Source organism: Comamonas sp. A7-5, from assembly GCF_039581385.1.
Taxonomy (GTDB): Bacteria; Pseudomonadota; Gammaproteobacteria; order Burkholderiales; family Burkholderiaceae_C; genus Comamonas; species Comamonas thiooxydans.
On record NZ_JBCPWO010000003.1, the window covers coordinates 213,398 to 234,881 of the forward strand.

Here is a 21,484-nt window from a genome sequence, read left to right on the forward strand (position 1 = left end):
CCAGCGGCATTCCACAACGAGGAAAAATCACATGGATCTGGACTTTCTGACCCACACGCCCTTCTGGATTGCGCTGGGCCAAATCATCATCATCGACATCCTGCTCGGCGGCGACAACGCGGTCGTGATCGCACTGGCCTGCCGCAAGCTGCCACCCGAGCAGCGTCGCAAGGGCATCATCTACGGTACTGCCGGTGCCATCGTCCTGCGCATCATCCTGATCGCCTTTGCCATGGTGCTGCTGCAGCTGCCCTTCCTGAAGGTCGTGGGTGCCATACTGCTGATCTGGATCGGTATCAAGCTGATTGCTCCCGATGACGAAGGTCACGACAACATCGAAGGCAGCGACAAGCTGTTTGCCGCCATCAAGACCATCATCGTCGCCGACCTGGTGATGTCCGTGGACAACGTGATCGCCATCGCCGGCGCAGCCCAGAGCTCGGGCGACCACCAGATGCTGCTGATCGTGCTGGGTCTGCTGATTTCCGTGCCCATCATCGTCTGGGGCTCGCAGCTGGTCATCAAGCTGATGGAGCGCTTCCCCATGATCATCGTGGCCGGCGGCATGCTGCTGGGCTGGATCGCGGGCGGCATGTTCGTGACCGACCCCGTGTTCGTGAATACCGACAAGTGGCTGTGGATGCCCAAGCTGGGCACGACCGATGCACAAGGTCTGGCCGAGATCTCCAAGACCCTGTACTGGGCAGCCCATATCGGCGGCGCGTTGCTGGTTCTGGCCCTGGGCAAGTTCATTGCCAGCCGCCGCCCCGCGGTTGCAGCCCACTAAGTCTGGAAAACCCAGCAATTCGTGAAGGAATGCGGGAACTGACCGCAGCCTTCACGACTCACAATAGAAACAAGTCGGCACATTCCTACAGATGTGCCGCATTCTTCAACCTTCGTTCCAGTTAGGACGCACTTTGAACCCCATCATTGTTTACGTGGATGACGCCACATACGCCCAGCCTATGCTCGAGGCACTGGCGGGATCGAGCCAGGCGGCTTCCTCCCACTGGTTGCTGGTGGCCTGTGCTCCGCGCATGACCCACCGTGTGAGCAAATGGGTCAGCCATCGCGCTCGCGAGAACTGGCGCGGCAAATGGGCAGACAAGCTGTTTGCGGCACTGATGCCCGTGATGGCGACGACAGGAGGCAAGGTCACCGCCGTGCTGGCCAAGGGCCCGCTGACCGAGCTGGTCGCCGAATTGCAGCAGGAACATGGCGCAGCGCAGATCATCGACGCCCGCCGCCCCAAGCAGGAGGTCGTGCAAGCCGCTCCCGTCAAGGCCAATGCCAAGACAGGCGCCACCGGCGGCCGCTGGAATCTGCCCGGCACCATGGCGGCGATTGCCGCCATGATGGGCTTTGTGATCGACGACTCGCTCTCGATTTAAGAGCTTCAAGCACTCTCTGAATAAGCCTTGCGCGGTCAAAACCTCGCAAGGCTTTTTTATGCTGTGCCTCGATGACCGCAGACACAGCCTGCTGCTATGCTGGTCAGCATGAAAATCCTCGTCAAATGGCTTCTTTGCGCGGCGGCTCTTCTCGCAGTCGCCTATGTCTACAGCGGCGTACAGGTACAGAGCTTCGGCTCGGCCATGATTGCAGCCCTGGTCATCGGCCTGCTCAACACCATCATTCGCCCCATCCTGGTGATACTGACGCTGCCCGTGACCATCATCACCGTGGGTCTGTTCCTGCTGGTGGTCAACGGCCTGATGTTCTGGATGGCCTCCGGCATCCTCGGCGGTTTCCATGTCACCGGCTTCTGGGCCGCCATGCTGGGTGCGCTGATCTACTCGGTGCTGGGCCTACTTATTGACCGCCTTGTCGCGCAGCTGTTCCCGGAGTAACTCGTCCACGGCACGCAAACGCGTGTCGATGATGGAAGCCTCGAAGTAATCGGCACTGGCGCCGGCCTTGCGGGCCAGATCCTGCGCGGCCTTGAAGCGATCCACCGCTGCCGCGTAGTCATAGTGCGCCACCTGGGCCTCTGCTTCAGCCCGCAGGGCGCGCATCTCCTGGCCCTGGCTGCGCCACACGCGGGCCAGCGTCTGCCAGGCCGAGCCATCGCGGGGATGGTCCGTCACCCAGGTCTGCAAGGGGCTGGCCATGGAGCCAGCCTGATTGAGCCTGAGCAGGATTTCCGCCTTGAGCAACAGCTCTGGCCTGCGCGGCGCAACCCGCTCCACCACGTCAATCGTGGCCAGACTCGGCCCGGCCAGATTGCCGCTGGCCGTGACCCTGGGCGCCGCCTGGGGCGCATTGCCGGACTGCAGCGGCAAGGCCGCCAAGGCCGCCTGCGGGTTGTCGGCCTTGTACTCCAACTCGGCATTCAGCCATCTGGCCTGAATATTCGCTGGCGCATTGCCCGCCGTCGCCGCGAGCAGCCGCTGCACCATCTCGCGCGCCAGCGGCCAGTCGCGCAGATACATGGCGCTGAGCGTGGCGGCATAGAGCTGAGCGACCTGCTCGAACTGACTCAGGCTGGAAAAACTGCCGGAACGCGGCAGCCTGGCCCATTGGCGACGCACCTCGACACCGGGGTTGGAGATCACTCGGGCGCGCGCCGACATCATCACATGCTCCAGCGTCGGCACGGGGTCGGCCGCACGCTTGCCGGGCGGAATGCGCGAATCCATGTCCGCGATACGCTGCGTGGTCAGCGGGTGGCTGCGCAGATAGGGCCAGCTGCCGTTGTCATTGAGCCGGCTGGCCTGCTGCAGCTTGCCGAACATGCTCACAAAACCCTGGGGGGCAAAGCCGGCGGGAGACATCAGGCTGTAGCCCATGCGGTCCGCCTCGCTCTCCATGGCGCGCGAGAAGTTCAGCTGGTTCTGCATCACGGCCGCCGGACCGCCCATCATGATGGCCATGGCCGCATCGGGGCTGCGTGTGGCCGCCAGGGCACCCAGCAGCATGGAAGCCAACATCAGCGGCGTCTGCTTGCCTTGCTGCGCCATCATGCGGGCAATGTGGCGCTGGGTGATGTGGCTGGTTTCATGGGCAATGACCGATGCCAGCTCATCGCCGCTGCTGACCACGCCGATCAGGCCCAGATAGACGCCCATATAGCCGCCGGGCAGCGCAAACGCATTGACCTGGCGGTCCTTGCCCAGGAGCAGCGTCCAGGCAAAGCGCTCCTCCAGCTCGGGCGACAGCTCGCCATTCTTGCGCGCCGCATCCTGCAGATGCAGCCAGATGCCTTCCACATATTCCTGCAGCACCGGGTCGTCCAGATAGTCCGGATCGCGGTACAGCTCGCGGACGATGGAATCGCCCAGACGCCGCTCCTCACCCGTTGTCAGCGACGATGCGCCGTCGCCCAGGGTCGGCAAACCCGCCGCCTGCGCAGAGGAAGCCAATGGGGATACGGCCTGAATAGCTATCAAAACAGAAGCTGTCAGCGCTTTTAGAATATGAACTGTACGCAGTTTTGGCATCAAAAATGGCATGGCAATCACAGCATTGCCAGCATACGGATCTTCCATATGCCGACCGTTCAACACCCCACTATGATGCCTTGATTGATGGATGCGGCGAGATGCCCGCCTGTGATGCCCAGGTATAGCCGCCACCAACCACCCGCTCAACCCTGATTGCGCCGCAGAGCCGAACCCGTCTGCTGCCGGAAAGAACCGCCATGTCCTCTCTTACCCACTTCGACGCCCAGGGCCAGGCCCATATGGTGGACGTTGGAGCAAAGCCCAGCACCCATCGCATCGCCGTCGCCGAAGGCCGCATCACCATGAAGCCCGAGACCCTGGCCATTGTGCAGGCCGGCACGGCCAAAAAAGGCGACGTGCTGGGCGTGGCCCGCATCGCCGCCATCATGGCCGCCAAAAAGACCAGCGACCTCATCCCCTTGTGCCACCCCCTGGCCCTGACCCGCGTTGCCGTGGAGTTCGAGCTGGAGCCCGAATCCAGCTCCATTCTCTGCACCGCCACCGTCGAGCTAAAAGGCCAGACCGGCGTGGAAATGGAAGCCCTGACCGCCGTGCAGGTCGGTTTGCTAACTATCTACGATATGTGCAAGGCGGTGGATAAGGGGATGGTGATGGGAGGGGTCAGGGTGATGGAGAAGCGGGGGGGGAAAAGCAATGACTATTACTGATACTTTTGAATATTTTTTATTTTATCAATTTCACCAAAAGGATAAAAATTATAAAAATCAGGAAATATCGAATCTAGCCTTTTTCTCAGATAATCACATTTCATTTCATTGAAGAACAAACAGTAATTTATTATCTCATTCCTAGCTCTGTCATAATTCTTTCTGTTTAGAGAAGAAATTATCCCCACCTCCATGACAAAGGGAGTTGCTATTCTGTCCGATAAAATCTCATAATATGGATCGTCTATGTTGTTTATTTTACTTAAGAGATGTACATTAAGGAACTCACAGTAGTCTCTTAAAACACAAAATCCTGCTCCACTAAATTTAACAGAAACCTCTACGCCATTCTGCTGAAGTCTTATTTTTTTAAAATTTTCCTCTATCTCATAATAATTTTTAATCAAAAATACAGATAGAATAAGATAAATGCAGTAGACTGAGACGAAGAAGAAAGAAGAAGAAGAAGAAGAAGAAGAAGAAGAAGAAGAAGAAGATTTTTTATCGCCGCGCCCCTTATCAAAAATAAATCCAAACAAAAAAGCCATCGGCAAGAGGAAATATGCATAATTCTGTGGATACTCAAGTAAAGAATGCACTAAAATAGGGACGAGTACTATAAAGCATAGTATTTTTTCTCTATTCAGATCTTTATAGCTATTCTTCAACGCCCTCAACAAAAAGATAAGTGCGAACAGCACATAAGGCAGTCCGAAATATATGGCATAGTCAAGAATAATATTATGACTGCTAGACGGGACGCTGTGTTCTGAAAAATTCAAATTCAAGGGAATTAATTGCTTATATGCATAAGTCAAATTTCCGATGCCATAGCCAATCCATAGTTTCTGTTGAATTGCATCTAGCGCCATTTCCCACAGCAAATATCGACCAGACTCAATACCTCGATCTCTAGCAACAGAAAAATCCAAAGGAGAGATCAAACTCCAACTATCATAGCTTGCGCTAAAAATCAAAAAAGAAATTAGCGGCAACCATGCCAGAAACGATAATTCCCGATCTTTAAGAAAAGCAGATGTAAAGGCGGCGCAAAAAAACAACGACAAATATGCTGTTCTAGATCCTGTCAAGACTATGCAAAATACCGAAAAGACAATATATGCAATTAGTAGTAAAAAATTATTCTTCTTTACAAACAGAAAGCTTGAGTAAATACCCATTATCAATAATGTTGACAAGTGGTTTGGCTGCGCCAAGTTTGAAGCCATTCGCCCACTATATGCCGGATAAACCCAATAATTCACACCAGAATCATTAGCATATCCAAGCCATTGATAAATAACAATAACAATATTTATCAAAGAAGATAAGATCAGTGAAAATAATGCCGCATTCAGCATTATTTTTTTATCTTCATCATTATTCAATGATTTTATTAGAGAATAAACAACAAGAAATCCAAAAGAATATAAAAAATATATTATTATTGCTGTATTGTCAAAATTATTTATCTGTCTTAACGACAGAAGCACAGAAATAATAACCAAGAAAGAAATTTCGTCAGCATGAAACGAAGTATTTTTTCTTATAAAGAAAAACAAAAAAACAAAGAAAACAAAGAAAACAACAACCTCATTATTAATAGAAGTTACCAAGGGTGACTGAACACTCCAAACAAAACTAGCCGATATACCAAAAACAAAAAGGATAGATAATGCAAATAAAAAGGCCCTGTAAAGGGCCTTTTTATCGCATTTCGGAGAATGCGAAATCATGGATAGATTAGCGGCACTCAGAAGGTACGTACTTAGCCTTGGTGGAGTCAGAAATGCTGCATTTCCAGCTGATATTTCCTTCAGGAACTGCGCCAGAAGTAAGGCCAGATCCTCCGGCAGTAGGAGTCAGGGCCAAAGAGATGCTTTTGGCAGCCGAAGATGTAACAACTGAAATAACGCCAGTATTAGAAGCGACAGTCATGCTAGCCACATTACTAGTTGCAGAAATGGCTCCAATTCCAGCAGCGAGATCTTTACCCGTAGCGGCATTTTCCGTCACAGCAGTCTTAGCACTAGACGCCAACACCAGAGCTTCAGAAACACGTGCACGCACTGTGTAATCCTGATAAGCAGGCAGAGCCACAGCAGCCAGAATACCGATGATCGCCACAACGATCATCAGTTCGATCAGGGTGAAACCCTTTTGAATGGAACGCTTCATTTCAAACTCCCTAGTTGGATGAGACGCAAGGTACCAAGCAAGCTGCATGCCAACAATTTGGCAAAGGCAGGCGCCATTCAAAATGACACGTTTGGCAACATTTGCGCGAGTTTAAGTAACAATTTTGGCGATCCAATCGCAAGCGGTGACAAATTTGTCAGACGCTTAACGCCCATCAAGCCGGCCTGTCACTCCACGACAAAGCGCATGGTGCTGCCCGCCAGGTCCACCGTGTCGCCATTGAGCAGCGGCACAGACAGAGGGCCCACCACCTGACCATTGAGCTTGAGATCTTCGCTTGCGCCCTCCAGTTGGGTGAGCACAAAGCCATGGGGCTTCTGAGTGATGGAGGCGATGGCTACACCGGGCTTGCCCAAAGTGGTGACGACCTTGAAAAGAGGTATTTCCCTGCCAGCCAGGCTGCCGGTGAGCATGCGAATCACCGCGTGGCGCTCCGGCAGCGCGGCGAGCGAACCCTGGATGGTGGAGCTGAAGCTGGAGATTTCGCCAAACCCTGAGGGGCTGGCGACTTTGGCATAGCCGCTGTCTGCCTCTTCGGAAATATGCGCCAGCGCCTTTTTATCGCCTTGGGCAGATGGCGTATTCGTATCGGCAATCACGGTATCGAGAAAGCGGATTTTGTAGCGGCCAATGTCCAGCAGGTCGCCGTTGAGCAGGTCCTGCTTCTGGATGGCGCGACCGTTGACATAGGTGCCGTTGGTGCTGCGCAGGTCTTCAATGCAGACCTTGCCGCCAGAGATGGTGAGCACGGCATGCTCGCCGCTGACCGCCAGATTCTCGATCACGATGTCGTTGTAAGGACGACGACCCAAGGTCGTGCGCTCCTTGGTGAGCTGTACTTCCTTGATGACTGCGCCGTCGATTGAGATGACCAAAGTCGGCATGCTCGAAGCTCCTGAGGAAACGCCAAGTCCTGCTTGGCTGCACTGGCTAGGACCACTCCCACTTGAGTGTGTGACTCAGCGCTCAATCACCAATCGTAACTGGATGAAACGCGCTTGCATGCTGCATCTTATTTCACTAATCCGATGAAGCCAGCTATTCGATTGAAATTTTCAACCTTGCTGTCATTCGTCTGCAGCATCTTTGGAAGATGCACCTGCAATCTATCAAGTCGCCATATAAGAAAAGCCCGCGCTCGTTGAAAGCGCGGGCTTTTTTGCAAATCTTTGCAAAGTGGCGACAGCCACCTATCCGTGATTTAGAACGGGATGTCGTCATCCATGTCGTCAAACCCCGAAGCTGCGCGCTGGGGAGGAGGAGCCATGGGTGCAGGAGCAGGACGCTGCTGCATGGGTGCCGGTGCGGGGCGCTGCTGCATGGGAGCGGGAGCCTGACGGCGGGGTGCTTCGTAGCTGCTTTCGCCATAGCCATCATCGCTGCCGTAGCCGCCTTGCTGCTGACCACCACCCTGGCGGCTGCCCAGCATCTGCATGGCGTCGGCACGGATTTCGGTGGCGTAGCGTTCCTGGCCGGAGGCCTGGTCGGTCCACTTGCGGGTGCGCAGGCTGCCTTCCACGTAGACCTGGCTGCCTTTGCGCAGGTACTGGCCCACGATTTCGGCCAGTTTGCCGTTGAAGACCACACGGTGCCATTCGGTGGCTTCGCGGTTTTCTCCGGTGTTCTTGTCGCGCCAGCGGTCCGTGGTGGCGATGGTCACATTGGCCACCTGATCGCCGCTGGGGAAGGTGCGCATTTCGGGGTCACGACCCAGATTGCCGACGATGATGACTTTGTTGACGGATGCCATAGAGATACCTTTTCAAAAAGTGGCCCGGGCAATTACGAAAGGTCCCGAACCAATGAACCTCGTATTCTGCCCCAAGCCAGCCATGACGAGCACGGGATTGCCCTATATCCCATCACGGCGATACATGGTGCCGGGGCCACTGCGCGCGAGCAGCCGAGCAAGGGCAACCCCGCTGCGAGGGCTGCGTTCCCCTCCGCGTAGCAGAGAGGGGGAAGGCGGGGCCGCCTAGGCGCACAGCGCCTCAGGGGGTGTTGCTGTAAGTCAGTGACGCCCCACCGGGCGCAGCGGCCAGGTCACGACCAGCCACAGGGCAACAAGCACCGCCGTCATGATGAACAAGCCCGGCACGCCCGCAAATTTGGCGACTGCACCACCGACAGCGCCACCGGCAAACAGGCCCAGCGACTGCAGCGTGTTGTAGGCACCCAATGCCGCACCACGCAGCGGCGCCGGAGCCATGCGCGAGACCAGACTTGGCTGGGTGGCTTCAAGAGCATTGAAGCCGCAGAAAAACAGAAACATCAGCAGCGCCATGCACCAGACCGTCGGAATGGTGCCGCTGGCGGCCAGCATGCCCAGACCGATCTGCACAACCAGTACCAGGCCAATGGCTCCCAGCAAGGCCTTGCGCAGCTTGCCCTTGCGCTCCATGGAAAACAGCAGGCCCATGGCCAGAAAGGACAGCAGCACGGCCGGCAGATAGATATGCCAGTGCTGCTCCTTGGCCAGACCGGCCTGCACCAGCATGGCAGGCACGGCCACCCACATGGACATCTGCACGGTATGCAGGATGAAGACGCCAAAATTCAGGCGCAGCAGATCGGACTGCCCCAGCAGCTCGCTGAACCGGCCCTTGGGCGCATCGGCATGCTGTCTGGGCTCGGGCGGCACCACCCACAGCACCACGGCAATGCCGGCCAGCGCCAGCGCACAGGTCAGACCGAAGATGCCGGACAGGCCGATCCAGGCATTGAGCAGCGGCGCCAGCACCAGCGCCAGTGCAAACATCAGGCCGATGCTGCCGCCGACCATGGCCATGGCCTTGGTACGCACGCCGTCGCGCGTCAGATCGGCCAGCAGGGCCGTGACGGCGGCAGACACGGCGCCTGCGCCCTGAATGGCACGACCCGCCATCAGGCCGGTCAGCGAGTCGGCCATGGCCGCAATCAGGCTGCCCGCCGCAAACACCAGTAGGCCGGCGACGATGACACGCTTGCGGCCAATACGGTCGGAGGCCAGGCCGATGGGCAACTGGAACAGGGCCTGGGTCAGGCCATACAGGCCCATGGCCAGGCCGATCATGGCCGGGTCGTCACCGCCCGGGTATTTGCGTGCCTCCAGCATGAAGACGGGCAGCACCAGGAACAGGCCCAGCATGCGCAGCGCAAAGATCAGCGCCAGAGCGCCGCTGGAGCGGCGTTCCTGGGAGGTCATGGTGGAAGAGGATTTGTCCGTGCCCTGCGTGCCCGCGCTGGGGGAGGTATTGATTTTTTTCACGCTCAGATTTTGCCAAGAGTCAAAGTCTTATGCCCAGGTTAACTAAACCACTGCCGGGCAAAAGAGAGGAAATAAAACCGTAGATTGTCCGTGAACCTGAATCATCTAGTCACGCGCAAGCCCGTCTGACTATCATGGAGAGTTTTCCCCGTCTGGAGCGCCCGTGTCCCTGAAGCCTGATTCGCCCTCTGAAGCCCATGATGACAGCCTCTATCTGGGCCGTTCTCTGGCGCAGACACGTATCGCCATTCGCGGCGCACGCACGCACAACCTCAAGAACATCGACCTGGACATTCCTCGCAACCAGCTGGTTGTGATCACCGGCCTGTCGGGCTCGGGCAAATCCAGCCTGGCCTTCGATACCTTGTACGCCGAAGGCCAGCGCCGTTATGTGGAAAGTCTCTCCGCCTATGCACGCCAGTTTCTGGGCCGTCTGGACAAACCCGATGTCGATCTGATCGAGGGCCTGTCGCCCGCCATTTCGATCGAACAAAAGGCCACCAGCCACAATCCGCGCTCCACCGTGGGCACGGTGACCGAGATCAACGACTATCTGCGCCTGCTCTACGCCCGTGCCGGTACACCGTTCTGCCCCGACCACAATCTGCCGCTGCAGGCCCAGACCATCAGCCAGATGGTGGACAGCGTGCTGCAGCTTCCCGAGGACACCAAGCTGATGATCCTCGGCCCCCTGGCGCGCGAGAAAAAGGGCGAGTTCGCCGAGCTTTTCGTGCAGCTCCAGGCCCAGGGCTATGTGCGCTTTCGTGTCGACGGGCAGATCTACGATGCACAGTCCCTGCCCAAACTGGAGAAGAACGAGCGCCACAACATCGATGTGGTGATAGACCGCGTCAAGGTGCGCGAAGACATCAAGCAGCGCCTGGCCGAGAGCTTTGAGGCTGCCTTGCGCGCCGGCGGTGCCGATGCCGGCGGCCGCGTCATCGCCCTGGAGATGGACGGCGGCAAGGAGCATCTGTTCAGCGCCAAGTTCGCCTGCCCGCTCTGCGACTACTCCCTGCCCGAGCTGGAGCCGCGCCTGTTTTCCTTCAACTCCCCCATGGGAGCCTGCCAGGCATGCGACGGCCTGGGCAACAGCGAAGCCTTCGACCCCGACCGCGTCGTGCCCTTTCCGTCGCTGAGTCTGGCCAGCGGCGCCATCAGGGGCTGGGACAAGCGCAACAACTACTACTTCTCCATGCTGGAGAGCGTGGCCAAGCACTATGACGTGAGCACCGAGACGGCGTTCGAGGAGCTGCCCGAGAAGGTGCGCGACGTGATTCTCTTTGGCTCGGGCAACGAGTCCATGGAGTTCAACTATGTTTTCGAGAGCGGCGAACGCAAGGGCGAAGCCTTTATCAAGTCGCACCCGTTCGAAGGCATCATCCCCAATATTCAGCGCCGCTTTCGCGAGACCGAATCCCAGGTCGTGCGCGACGATCTGGCCAAGCTGCGCAGCATTCGCAAATGCCCCGAATGTGAAGGCACGCGCCTGCGCCGCGAAGCGCGCTTTGTGCGCGTGGGCGATGGCGAGCAGGCCCGCTCCATCTATGAGGTCAGCCATGCCACCCTGGCCGATGCGCTGGGCTGGTTCAAGCAGTTGAGCATGGCCGGAGCCAAGGCCGAGATTGCGGACAAGATCGTGCGCGAGATCGCCTCGCGCCTGCTGTTTCTCAACGACGTCGGCCTGTCCTACCTGAGCCTGGACCGCAGCGCCGACACGCTCTCGGGCGGCGAAGCCCAGCGCATCCGCCTGGCGTCCCAGATCGGCTCGGGCCTGACGGGCGTGATGTATGTGCTGGACGAGCCCTCCATCGGCCTGCACCAGCGCGACAACGACAAGCTGATTGCCACGCTGGAGCACCTGCGCGATATCGGCAACAGCGTGATCGTGGTCGAGCATGACGAAGACATGATGCGCGCGGCCGACCAGATCATCGACATGGGCCCGGGCGCCGGCGTGCATGGCGGTCGCATCATGGCCCAGGGCAGCTATGAAGACATCAAGGCCAGCCCCGATTCGCCCACGGGCCGCTACCTGAGCGGCGTGCAAAGCATTCCCGTGCCCAGGCAGCGCACCGCCTGGCTGCCCGTGCTGCGCAAGGAAAGTGACGCCGAGGCCTCCCAGAGCACCTCGCGCTTTCCCGTCACGGCCGCCAAAAAGAGGGAATCCGCGAGCAAGGTACGCACCGACCTTCAGGCGCTGACCGTGCAAGGCGCGCGCGGCAACAACCTCAGGAATGTGACGGTGGATTTCCCCGTCGGCCTGTTCACCTGCGTGACCGGCGTTTCGGGCTCGGGCAAATCCACCCTGGTCAACGACACGCTGTATGCCGAAGTGGCACGCCAGATACACCGTGCAGGCACCGAGCCGGCAGCGCATGACGACATCGCAGGCATCGACTATTTCGACAAGGTCATCAATGTCGACCAGTCGCCCATCGGCCGCACGCCGCGCAGCAACCCGGCAACCTATACCGGTCTGTTCACGCCGATCCGCGAGCTGATGGCCGAAACCAATACCGCCAAGGAGCGCGGCTACGGCCCCGGGCGTTTCTCGTTCAATGTCTCGGGCGGGCGCTGCGAAGCCTGCCAGGGCGACGGCGTGGTCAAGGTGGAAATGCATTTTCTGCCCGATGTCTACGTGCCTTGCGACATCTGCCACGGCCAGCGCTACAACCGCGAGACGCTGGAAGTGCAGTGGAAAGGCCGGAACATCTCGCAGATTCTGGAGATGACGGTCGAAGACGCTCATGCCTTCTTCAAGGACGTGCCCAGCATTGCGCGCAAGCTGCAGACCCTGCTGGACGTGGGTCTGTCCTATATCCGCCTGGGCCAGAGCGCGACCACGCTGTCGGGTGGCGAGGCCCAGCGCGTCAAGCTCGCACAGGAGCTGTCCAAGCGCGACACCGGCCGCACGCTCTACATCCTCGACGAGCCCACCACGGGGCTGCACTTTGCCGACATCGCCCTGCTTCTGAAGGTGCTGCACCAGCTGCGCGATGCGGGCAACACCATCGTCGTGATCGAGCACAACCTCGACGTCATCAAGACCGCAGACTGGCTGATCGACATGGGCCCCGAGGGTGGCTCGGGCGGCGGCCAGGTCGTGGCTCAGGGCACGCCAGAGGAAGTCGCGGCCAACCCGGCCAGCGTGACGGGCCGCTACCTCAAGCCCTATCTGGACAAGGCCCCTGCCAAGTCCAAAGCCAAATCGTCATCAAAACAAGACTGATCAAGCGCAACAAGCTATGCAAAACATAGCTTGTTGCGCCGGGGAGAGAAACAATGCAGAAAGATGTCTGGGATTTCGTCATCGTGGGCGCGGGCATGGCCGGTGCATCTGCCGCCTGGCAGCTGGCGCAGTCGGGTGGCGATACTCCGCCTTCCGTGCTGGTGCTGGAGCGCGAATCCCAGCCCGGCTATCACACCACCGGCCGCTCGGCCGCGCTGTTTGAAGAGCATTACGGGCCCGCCCAGGTGCAGGCTCTGACCCGCGCAAGCCGCGCCTTCTACGATGCGCCACCGGCCGGTTTTGCCGAAGCTCCCATCCTCACGCCGCGCGGCGTGCTCTATGTGGGCACGGCCGAGCAAAAGGATCTGGTCGACGCCGCCTACGCCGAAGCCACCATCCACTCCCCCGAGGCCCAGCGCCTGAGCGCCGAGCAACTCAAGGCCCTGGTTCCCGTACTCGACGCCGAAGTCTTGGTGGACGGCTTTCTGGACACCGGCGCACGCGACATCGATGTGCACGGCCTGCACCAGGGCTATATCCGCGGCCTGCGCCAGCGTGGCGGCGATCTGTGGTGCAACGCCGAGGTCCAGGCCATCACCCGCGTCAACGACTTCTGGCACATCGCCCTGCCCCAGGGCCGCAGCCTTCGTGCCAAGGTCATCGTCAACGCCGCCGGGGCCTGGGTGGATGTCGTGGCCGCCATGGTGGGCGCGGCTCCCATCGGCATCACGCCCAAGCGCCGCAGCGCCTTCACCTTCCCGGCCCCCGAAGGCATGGATGCCACGCACTGGCCCGCCATCATCAGCGCCGATGAAAACTGGTACATCAAGCCCGACGCCGGCCAGCTGCTGGGCTCACCCGCCAATGCAGACCCCGTGGCACCGCACGATGTGGTGCCCGAAGAGCTGGACATTGCCACCGGCATCTATCACATCGAGGAAGCCACCACGCTGCAAATCCGCCGCCCCTCGCATACCTGGGCCGGCCTGCGCAGCTTTGTCGCCGATGGCGAGCTGGTGATAGGCTGGGACGCCTCGCCCACGCCCATTCCGGGTTTTTTCTGGGTCGCCGCCCAAGGCGGCTACGGCATCCAGAGCGCCGCCGGCTACAGCCTGCTGGCGCGCAATCTGCTGCTCGGGGAGACGCTGGATGCGTCTCTGACGCAGCAGAAGGTGAATGTGGGGGCGGTGTCGCCTGCGCGTTGTCAGCGGACTGTTCAAAATTGATAGCGCATCGCGCTTTCTGAATGTGGGTTGTAGCCTGATTTTTTCTTGATCTCAGGGCAGAGGCAGGGATTTCACCCCGGCGCGCGACCTACTTTCGGCCACCAGAAAGTAGGCAAAGAGCACAACCCGAGTGTCTGCGCCCCTGCGCTTATCCAGATTACGGAAGCAGCTATTCAAAGCATCATCGGTTGCTTCTGCCACGCCTCGGCTCGACGACCTCGCCATCGACGCCGTCCTGCACATGGGCGCCGCGCTGGATGTGCTGGACCTGCACGCTCGCCACAACATCACGGCCACCAATTGCGTGCGCCGCGACCTGCTGCGTATCTACTACGTGAAGGCCGATCAGGCGCAGTCGCTGGAGCCGCAGGACAAGGAATTGCTGGGCCTGCTGCACGACACGGCGGTGAATCTGGGCTATGCCATCGAGGTGGTGGACCATCTGAATGGGGATGAGGCCGACGACCCCATCCTCTATGCCGTGAACTATCTGCTCAAGGCGGCCAAGCGGTTTGCGGATGAGGGCGTGGCGGCGGGATTGGCGTGCGGGGCTTGCATTTGAAATAAGTGGTTGCTAAAGTGTCGCCATGCCCGAGAACGACATCTTCAAGGCCCTGGCCGACCCTACGCGCCGCTCCATCTTCGAGAAGCTGGCCGCTGGCAGCATGCATGCCAGCGCGCTGCGCGAGGGGATGGATATCAGCCAGTCGGCCATGTCCCAGCATCTGGCCGTGCTGCGCAATGCTGGGCTGGTGAGCGAGCAGCGGCAGGGGCGCTTCATGCATTACGAGGTCGATCCCGAAGGGCTGGCGCTGATTGCGGGCTGGCTGGCGAAGTACCGCGCCTATTGGCCGCAGCGCGTGGATGCTCTCAAGGGCCTGCTCAAGGACATGGACCAATGAACAAGATGAGCAATATGGACACCGACGATGCGGCCCGCGAGCTGGTGCAGGAGTACGCACTGGACGCCCCGCCCGAAAAGGTCTGGCGCGCGCTGAGCATTCCCGAGCTACGCGCGCAGTGGCTGCCGGGCACCGAGCATGCCGAGCCTTTGCAGCGGGTGCCGCAGCAGGAACTGCGCCTGCGGCTGCGCGAGGCGGAGCCGCCCTTTCTGGAAAGCACGGTGGACCTGCAGATCAGCCCCGGCGCCGATGGCGGCACGCTGCTTCGCATCGTCCATGTGCTGACCGATGCGCGGGTGCAGTCGGCCAGGGAAGCGGCCAACGACGGCGGCTTCCTGATGTACGCGACCTGATGCACGTGACCTGAGGGCCCCGGCAACGGGGCATGCGGCGCAGGGCCGCAGCCCTTTCTTTTTCACCACCACACACAGGAGTTCGCCCATGCGCGAATCGATGATGCTCGTCCCCATGGTTGTCGAACAGTCGGCGCGCGGAGAGCGGTCCTTCGACATCTACTCGCGCCTGCTGCGCGACCGCGTGATCTTTCTCAACGGCGAGGTCAACGATGCGGTCTCTGCCCTGGTCTGCGCGCAACTGCTGTTCCTGGAGGCGGAGAGCCCGGACAAGCCCATCCACCTCTACATCAACTCGCCGGGCGGGGTGATCACCAGCGGCCTGGCCATGTACGACACCATGCAGTTCATCAAGTCACCCGTGCACACGCTGTGCATGGGCACGGCGCGCTCCATGGGCTCCTTCCTGCTCATGGCCGGCGAGCCCGGCCACCGCATGGCCCTGCCCAACGCCAGCCTGCACGTGCACCAGCCGCTGGGCGGCGTGCAGGGCCAGGCCTCCGACATCCGCATCCATGCCGAGGAAATGCTGCGCACCAAGGACCGCGTGACACGCCTGTACGCCCAGCACTGCGGCCGCAGCTATGAAGAGGTGGAACGCGACTTGGACCGCGACCGCTTCATGACCGCAGAAGAGGCCCGCGAATGGGGCCTGATAGACAAGGTTCTCGATCGGCGCATGGCGCCGGCCTGAGGCGCAGCCAGCGACCGCCAGCCCGCGTCCTTTCTCCCCACCCCGCGACCGCCACGACGCAGGTTTCCCGCAGCGAAGCGGAGGGTCGCGGGCATCGGGGTCGCCTTTGCTTTGCCTACTTTCCTTTGGCGAAACAAAGGAAAGTAGGTCGGCTGCCGGGCCGAGACCCGGCCTCGAAAAGCACCCTCCGGCAGGGGCAAAGACGGACCCCTGGCCCACGCCAGAAGGCTAACCCCGCCCCCGCATCACCCCCGCCAACAACGGCATCCCCGTCCTCCGAGTGAACTCCTCATAACTGATCGGCGCACTCATCCGCGTATCCTGGCTATTGGCCTGCCAGTGCGCCCAGGCGCGCCCCGTGCTGGAGTCGTAGACCAGCTTGAAGATATGGCTGGGCCCGGCCCGATGTAAAGAAGCTATCCCGCATTCGGTATTGCCCTTTTGCCCACGCCTGTGACGGCGGCCTCTTGTGGCGCGCAGTTGCACCATAGAGTGCAACTGCATCGTCATCACTTTTACGGCGACGTGTTTGAACGCAGAGCGAAGCTCGAAGTGAGTTTTGCCCTACAGCCACAAGAGGTTGACGGCGCAGGTTACCCCGTAGCGTAGCGAAGGGGGCGTGGGTAGCAGGGGCGGTGTTCTTTGCTTACTTTCAAGAAAGTAAGTCGGCAAGGCGGGCCGAGACCCGCCCTTTGCCCTCAAATCAGCCAAGAAACAAAAACGGCTTGCGCCCCAAAAGACACAAGCCGTTCAGAACCTCAGGCAGTCTCAGACCACCCAGGCGGTGCCACTATCAGTTCTCGATCTTGGCGAACTGAACAATCTTCGAGTACTTGGCAATCTCGGTGTTGATGTACTTGCCGGCATCCACTTTGGGATCGGCCACCACATTGCCGGTCTCTTCCATCTTCTTACGGAACTCGGGCGAAGCCATGGTGTCTTCCAGCGCCTTCTTCAGCTTGGCGGCGATGGGAGCGGGCAGGCCCTTGGGTGCCATCAGTGCAAACCAGCTGTTGATGTCCACGTTCTTGAACTGGGGCAGTTCGGACAGGGCAGGAATATCGGGGGTGATGGCCGAGCGCTTGGCTTCGGTCGTACCCAGGGCCACGACCTTGCCGGCCTTGATATGAGGCAGGCCCGAGGACAGCACGAACACGCCGAACTCGATGTTGTTGCCCACCAGGTCGGTGGTCAGCGGAGCCACGCCCTTGTAAGGCACATGGGTCATCTGCAGCTTGCCCTGCTCCTTGACCAGCTCGCCGGCCAGGTGCAGAGCCGTGCCCACGCCGGAGCTGCCGTAGCTGAACTTGTCGGGGTTCTTGGACACCAGGCTCACAAACTCGGCCGCGTTCTTCACGCCGGCCTTGTGCGATGCGACCAGCACCATGGGCTGGGAACCCACCAGACCGATGGGAGTGAAGTCGCCGATGTTGTACTTCACGGCCTTGTTGATGAGCCTGGCAATGGCCAGCTCATTGTTGGCGCCCACCATGATGGTGTAACCGTCGGCAGGGGCCTTGGCCACCTTTTGCGCACCGATGGCGCCACCGGCACCGCCCAGGTTTTCCACCACCACGGGCTGGCCCAGGTGCTTGGCCAGGCCGTCGGCCACCAGGCGACCGACCAGGTCGGTGCTGCCGCCGGCCGGGTAGCCCACGACCATGGTGATGGCCTTGCTGGGATAGTTGTCGGCGGCGATGGCAGGCACTGCCACGGCAGCGCCCAGCAGCAGGCCCGCAGCGATGGCGGTACGGCGGAGGATGTTTGTGTTCTGCATGAAACTATTCCGAATCTGTATGAGGCAATTGTCCGAATACGGAGAAAACCTTTTAGTGCCGATCTGGCACATTTCCGTGCCATTTCAGCACATCAACGCGTTTTTGGGCAAATAGAGAGGGAGCAATGTCGCCAGGAGTCCGATACCCGCTGTTGTTTTTCCAGCTTCATGTCTGGCCGCAGGCAAAAAAGGAGTGACTGCTCATTTACTGGCCAGTGATATCGGTCCAGAACTGCTCCGCAGCGGTGCTCAGGCGACGTTTGGGCCGATAAAGCCGCACATCGAAATGCACGTCCAGGCTGCCGTCGCCGGCCAGCGCCAGACGACCGTCCTGGCAGTCGCGCTGCACCATGGACCAGGGCATCCAGGCCACGCCTAGACCCTTGAGCACGTACTCGTAATTGGCATCCGCCGAATCGCATTCGATGCAGCGGCGCAGACGCGGCCACAGCGGATGACTGGCCAGATGGTCCTCGGCCAGCCGCCCCAGCGCCATGCTGTGCGAGAAAGCCAGATAGGGCACGGGGCTGGCACCGGGCAGCAGGGCCTGCGCCAGTGCAAACAAGGGCTTGCCTTCGGCATCGGCACGCGCCACGGGCACCAGCTTGTCGCTCATCACCGTCAGATAGCTGAACTGACGGCCATCCAGCCGCACGGCAATGGCTGCGTGGTGATAGAGCAGGGCAAAGCTGACCTCGCCGCGCTGCAGCATGTGCACGGTTTCGTCGAGTGTGCGGGTGACGATGCGCATCTGCGCCGTCTGCAGCACGCTGCCGTAGCGCGCCAGCCAGTCGGCCACGATGGTGCGCGCCAGGGTACGCCCCGTGGCCAGCGTGATCACATGGGCCTGTCGGCCGGCCACGGCCTGCAGCTCGTCATGCGACTGGGCCAGGGTGCGCACCATCTGCTCGGCGGTGTCGCGAAAGGCTTCACCGGCCGGGGTGAGACGAACCGGCCCGCCGCCCGCTTCGATCAGCGGGGTTCCAGCCCATGCCTCCAGCGCACGAATGCGCCGGCCGAAGGCGGGATGGGTGACATGGCGCAGCTCCGCCGCCCGGGTGAAGCTGCGCTCCTGAGCCAGAAGCAGAAAGTCTTCCAGCCATTTGCTTTGCATGGCCAGAGCCTACCCTGACTCAGCTCTGGGCTGCAGCCTGCAGCGTGGCGCGCGTAGCGATGGCGGCTTCGCGTGCAGCCTTGGCAAAGTCGTCGCCCTGCCCTGCGTACAGAATGGCACGCGAGGAGTTGATGATGATGGGTCCGCCACCAATGCGGGCCGCCTTGACGGTTGCCACGGCATCACCGCCCTGTGCACCCACGCCGGGAATCAGCAGCGGCAAGGTGGGAGCCACGGCACGCACGCGCTCGATCTCGTTGGGACGGGTTGCCCCCACCACCAGGCCCAGCTGGCCGTTGGTGTTCCAGGGACCCTGGGCCAGCTTGGCCACATGCTCGAACATATGGGGGTTGCCAGGCACATCGGCCAGGACCTGGGCCTGCAGATCGTCACCACCGGGGTTGGAGGTGCGGCACAGCAAAAAAGCGCCCTTGCCCTCGTACTTGAGATAGGGCGTGATGGAGTCGAAACCCATGAAGGGAGAGAGCGTCACGGCATCGGCGCCATAGCGCTCGAAGGCTTCCTTCGCATACTGCTCGGCGGTGGAGCCGATATCGCCGCGCTTGGCATCCAGAATCACGGGCACATGGGGTGCCACGCGACGCATGTGCTCCATCAGCTTTTCGAGCTGGTCTTCGGCACGGTGAGCAGCAAAGTAGGCAATCTGGGGCTTGAAGCTGTTGACCAGATCATGGGTGGCATCGACGATGGCTGCGCAGAAGTCGTAGATCTTGGACGCATCGCCCTGCATGGCGCCAGGAAAGCGGCTGGGTTCAGGGTCCAGACCCACGCACAGCATGGAGTCATTGCGCGTGGACGCGTCGCGCAGCATGTCGATAAAAGTCATAAAGCGTGATTTTAATTGCTCGACCCTTCCAAGCCTTGCCACAGGTTTTGCAGCAAGACGTCAAACTTGGCACACACCAGCAAAGAGACAGCGAGCAAGGGCCTGGGCGGCCCCGCCGCCCCGCAGCGAGGCTGTCGTCCCCCTCCCATAGCGCGCAGCGCGTAGAGAGAGGGGCGCCCGGCCAGGGGGAAGGCGCGAAGCGCCACAGGGGGAGAAAGTCATTCCGGGGGAGATAATCCACACCCATGCCTTCGTTCACGCCCAAACAGCTCATTCTTCTCGTCCTGCTCACCATCGTCTGGGGCCTGAACTGGCCGGTAATGAAGCTCGGCGTACAGCATTTCCCGCCGCTGAGTTTTCGCATGGTCAGCATGTGGATAGGCCTGCCGATTCTGGCCCTGTTTGTGACCAGTCAGCGCTTGCCGCTGGCCATACCGCGCAGCTACTGGGGCCAGCTGGCCAAGCTCACGCTGTTCAATATGGTGCTCTGGCACTGCCTGATCATCATCGCCATCCCCACGCTGTCCAGCGGGCGCGCGGCGATTCTGGGCTACACCATGCCCATCTTCTCGGCCGTGTTCGGCAGCCTGTTCTTCAAGGACCGGCTGGGCGCACGCGCCTGGGCCGGCGTGGGAGCAGCCTTCGCCGGCGTGCTGCTGCTGCTGTGGCATGAAGTTGGCGCTCTGGGCAGCAAGCCCCTGGGCGTGATGCTGATGCTGATCGCCGCCGCCGGCTGGGCCTGGGGCACGCAGCTGCTGCGCCGCACCGAGGCACCGGTGCCGCTGATGACGCTGTCGCTGTGGATGGTGGCCATCACCACCGTGGTGCTGACCGTGCTGGCCTTTGTTTTCGAGCGCCAACAATGGCATATGCCCGACCAGAGCGCTCTGGCTGCCATCGCTTTCAATGGTGTGCTGGTGCTGGGCTTCGCCCAGGCCGTATGGTTCTATCTGGCCCGCAGCCTGCCGCCCGTGGCCTCCACGCTGAGCGTGATGATGATTCCGGTGCTGGGCGTGTTCGTGGGCGCCTGGTGGCTGGGCGAGGTCCTGCATTGGCAGGACTGGACTGCTGTCTGCCTGATGGTGGTGGCAATTGCTTCGGTGCTCTGGCCTGCCAGAAGCAGCCGTTAATTCGCGGGCGGCTGCGTCTTGCACACGGTGTAGCGCAGCTCGGCCATTCCTGGCCCCATCTGCTGCACGGACTGCAGTTGCAGCACGGGACTCAGCACGCGGCGCGGAAACAAAGGCTTGCCACGACCCAGAGTGGCTGAACCGATCTGCACGATGACCTCATCCAGCAGGCCCGCGTCATGGAACTGTCCCGCCAGATCTCCGCCACCCACGATCCAGATGTTCCTGTCGCCGGCTGCAGCCCTCATGCTTGCCAGCACGGGCCGCACATCGCCACTGACAAAGCGTACATCGGCTCCCTCTATCAACGGCAGCTGACGGCTGGAGAAAACCCAGGCAGGCTGTGCATAAGGCCAGGCCGCGCCGCTCTCCTTCTTCACCGCATCGGCGTTGCGGACCATCCACTCATAGGTGGACGAGCCCATGGCCAGCGCGCCGACCTGCGCAATAAAGCCCGGGTAGCTGGACTCCGTCAGGCTGCCCAACGGAAACAGCCAGTCCAGAGAGTCGTCTTCGGTGGCAAGAAAGCCGTCCAGGCTGGAAGCGGTGTAGTACTGGGTCTTCATGATGGGCTGTAGTTTGCCTTGAAGGTGCCGACCCGGTCGGTTCCGCTATCGAGAAAATCAATCTCGATAGCATCCAGCGTTCA

21 protein-coding genes and 1 pseudogene are annotated in these 21,484 nt (G+C 60.2%); 11 read left to right on the forward strand and 11 right to left on the reverse strand.

Annotated features, from left to right (window positions below; genetic code table 11):
- Positions 1–31 precede the first annotated feature (31 nt).
- From AAIL67_RS06535 to AAIL67_RS06545, 3 genes are all read left to right on the forward strand, one after another.
- Positions 32–787, forward strand: a complete 756-nt coding sequence (locus AAIL67_RS06535; RefSeq protein ID WP_034351034.1) for a TerC family protein — start codon at positions 32–34, stop codon at positions 785–787.
- 133 nt (positions 788–920) lie between these two features.
- Positions 921–1,394 (forward strand): hypothetical protein, encoded by a 474-nt coding sequence (locus AAIL67_RS06540; protein WP_034351037.1) that lies wholly within the window; start codon positions 921–923, stop codon positions 1,392–1,394.
- A 108-nt stretch (positions 1,395–1,502) separates the two neighbouring features.
- Positions 1,503–1,853, forward strand: a complete 351-nt coding sequence (locus AAIL67_RS06545; RefSeq protein ID WP_034348032.1) for a phage holin family protein — start codon at positions 1,503–1,505, stop codon at positions 1,851–1,853.
- Here AAIL67_RS06545 and AAIL67_RS06550 read toward each other — a convergent pair.
- Positions 1,812–3,443, reverse strand: coding sequence for a M48 family metalloprotease (locus AAIL67_RS06550; protein WP_343483619.1), 1,632 nt, complete (start codon positions 3,441–3,443; stop codon positions 1,812–1,814). The genes AAIL67_RS06545 and AAIL67_RS06550 overlap by 42 nt on opposite strands.
- Before the next feature lie 200 nt (positions 3,444–3,643).
- Between AAIL67_RS06550 and moaC the strand changes: the two genes are divergently transcribed.
- Complete coding sequence (moaC, locus tag AAIL67_RS06555) at positions 3,644–4,114, forward strand: cyclic pyranopterin monophosphate synthase MoaC (protein WP_343483620.1); 471 nt, start codon at positions 3,644–3,646, stop codon at positions 4,112–4,114.
- Here moaC and AAIL67_RS06560 read toward each other — a convergent pair.
- From AAIL67_RS06560 to AAIL67_RS06580, 5 genes are all read right to left on the reverse strand, one after another.
- On the reverse strand, positions 4,108–5,850 hold the full coding sequence (locus tag AAIL67_RS06560) for a Wzy polymerase domain-containing protein (RefSeq protein ID WP_343483621.1): 1,743 nt from the start codon (positions 5,848–5,850) through the stop codon (positions 4,108–4,110). The two genes, moaC and AAIL67_RS06560, sit on opposite strands and share 7 nt — an antisense overlap.
- A gap of 7 nt (positions 5,851–5,857) precedes the next feature.
- Entirely contained in the window at positions 5,858–6,292 is a 435-nt protein-coding gene (locus AAIL67_RS06565) for a pilin (RefSeq protein WP_343483622.1), read from the reverse strand.
- A gap of 188 nt (positions 6,293–6,480) precedes the next feature.
- A complete protein-coding gene (locus tag AAIL67_RS06570) occupies positions 6,481–7,197 on the reverse strand; it encodes an FHA domain-containing protein (protein WP_343483623.1) in 717 nt (238 codons plus the stop codon).
- A 317-nt stretch (positions 7,198–7,514) separates the two neighbouring features.
- Entirely contained in the window at positions 7,515–8,063 is a 549-nt protein-coding gene (gene ssb, locus AAIL67_RS06575; protein WP_003064700.1) for a single-stranded DNA-binding protein, read from the reverse strand.
- Positions 8,064–8,324: 261 nt separating this feature from the next.
- Positions 8,325–9,497 (reverse strand): MFS transporter, encoded by a 1,173-nt coding sequence (locus AAIL67_RS06580; RefSeq protein WP_034407033.1) that lies wholly within the window; start codon positions 9,495–9,497, stop codon positions 8,325–8,327.
- A gap of 226 nt (positions 9,498–9,723) precedes the next feature.
- On the opposite strand from AAIL67_RS06580, the gene uvrA reads away from it, so the two are divergent.
- The 6 genes from uvrA (at position 9,724) to AAIL67_RS06610 (ending at position 15,967) form a co-directional block, all read left to right on the forward strand.
- Positions 9,724–12,792 carry an excinuclease ABC subunit UvrA gene (gene uvrA, locus AAIL67_RS06585; RefSeq protein WP_343483624.1) on the forward strand — a complete coding sequence of 1,023 codons (3,069 nt, stop codon included), beginning with the start codon at positions 9,724–9,726 and terminating at the stop codon, positions 12,790–12,792.
- A 53-nt stretch (positions 12,793–12,845) separates the two neighbouring features.
- Positions 12,846–14,018, forward strand: coding sequence for an FAD-dependent oxidoreductase (locus AAIL67_RS06590; protein ID WP_343483625.1), 1,173 nt, complete (start codon positions 12,846–12,848; stop codon positions 14,016–14,018).
- Between the two features lie 241 nt (positions 14,019–14,259).
- On the forward strand, positions 14,260–14,580 hold the full coding sequence (locus tag AAIL67_RS06595; RefSeq protein WP_343483626.1) for a hypothetical protein: 321 nt from the start codon (positions 14,260–14,262) through the stop codon (positions 14,578–14,580).
- A 25-nt stretch (positions 14,581–14,605) separates the two neighbouring features.
- Positions 14,606–14,920, forward strand: a complete 315-nt coding sequence (locus AAIL67_RS06600; RefSeq protein WP_016450333.1) for a metalloregulator ArsR/SmtB family transcription factor — start codon at positions 14,606–14,608, stop codon at positions 14,918–14,920.
- A complete protein-coding gene (locus tag AAIL67_RS06605) occupies positions 14,917–15,273 on the forward strand; it encodes an SRPBCC domain-containing protein (RefSeq protein WP_343483627.1) in 357 nt (118 codons plus the stop codon). The genes AAIL67_RS06600 and AAIL67_RS06605 overlap by 4 nt, the downstream gene beginning before the upstream one ends.
- A gap of 88 nt (positions 15,274–15,361) precedes the next feature.
- Positions 15,362–15,967: an ATP-dependent Clp protease proteolytic subunit gene (locus AAIL67_RS06610; RefSeq protein WP_063662429.1), complete on the forward strand. Its 606-nt coding sequence runs from the start codon at positions 15,362–15,364 to the stop codon at positions 15,965–15,967.
- Positions 15,968–16,195: 228 nt separating this feature from the next.
- Here the strand turns inward: AAIL67_RS06610 and AAIL67_RS06615 are convergent.
- The 4 genes and pseudogenes from AAIL67_RS06615 to pyrF all read right to left on the reverse strand — a co-directional run.
- Positions 16,196–16,363, reverse strand: a pseudogene (locus AAIL67_RS06615) (DNA/RNA non-specific endonuclease); the annotation flags it as partial.
- 397 nt (positions 16,364–16,760) lie between these two features.
- Positions 16,761–17,744: a tripartite tricarboxylate transporter substrate binding protein gene (locus AAIL67_RS06620; RefSeq protein WP_063662435.1), complete on the reverse strand. Its 984-nt coding sequence runs from the start codon at positions 17,742–17,744 to the stop codon at positions 16,761–16,763.
- Positions 17,745–17,949: 205 nt separating this feature from the next.
- The gene (locus tag AAIL67_RS06625; RefSeq protein ID WP_063662438.1) at positions 17,950–18,858 is read right to left on the reverse strand and encodes a LysR substrate-binding domain-containing protein; all 909 of its coding nucleotides are present in this window, start codon (positions 18,856–18,858) and stop codon (positions 17,950–17,952) included.
- 19 nt (positions 18,859–18,877) lie between these two features.
- The gene (pyrF, locus tag AAIL67_RS06630; protein WP_003072183.1) at positions 18,878–19,705 is read right to left on the reverse strand and encodes an orotidine-5'-phosphate decarboxylase; all 828 of its coding nucleotides are present in this window, start codon (positions 19,703–19,705) and stop codon (positions 18,878–18,880) included.
- A 245-nt stretch (positions 19,706–19,950) separates the two neighbouring features.
- On the opposite strand from pyrF, the gene AAIL67_RS06635 reads away from it, so the two are divergent.
- Positions 19,951–20,835, forward strand: a complete 885-nt coding sequence (locus tag AAIL67_RS06635; protein WP_253233000.1) for an EamA family transporter — start codon at positions 19,951–19,953, stop codon at positions 20,833–20,835.
- On the opposite strand, the gene AAIL67_RS06640 is transcribed toward AAIL67_RS06635, so the two are convergent.
- Positions 20,832–21,401 (reverse strand): dihydrofolate reductase family protein, encoded by a 570-nt coding sequence (locus tag AAIL67_RS06640; protein WP_253233001.1) that lies wholly within the window; start codon positions 21,399–21,401, stop codon positions 20,832–20,834. The genes AAIL67_RS06635 and AAIL67_RS06640 overlap by 4 nt on opposite strands.
- Between the last annotated feature and the right edge of the window lie 83 nt (positions 21,402–21,484).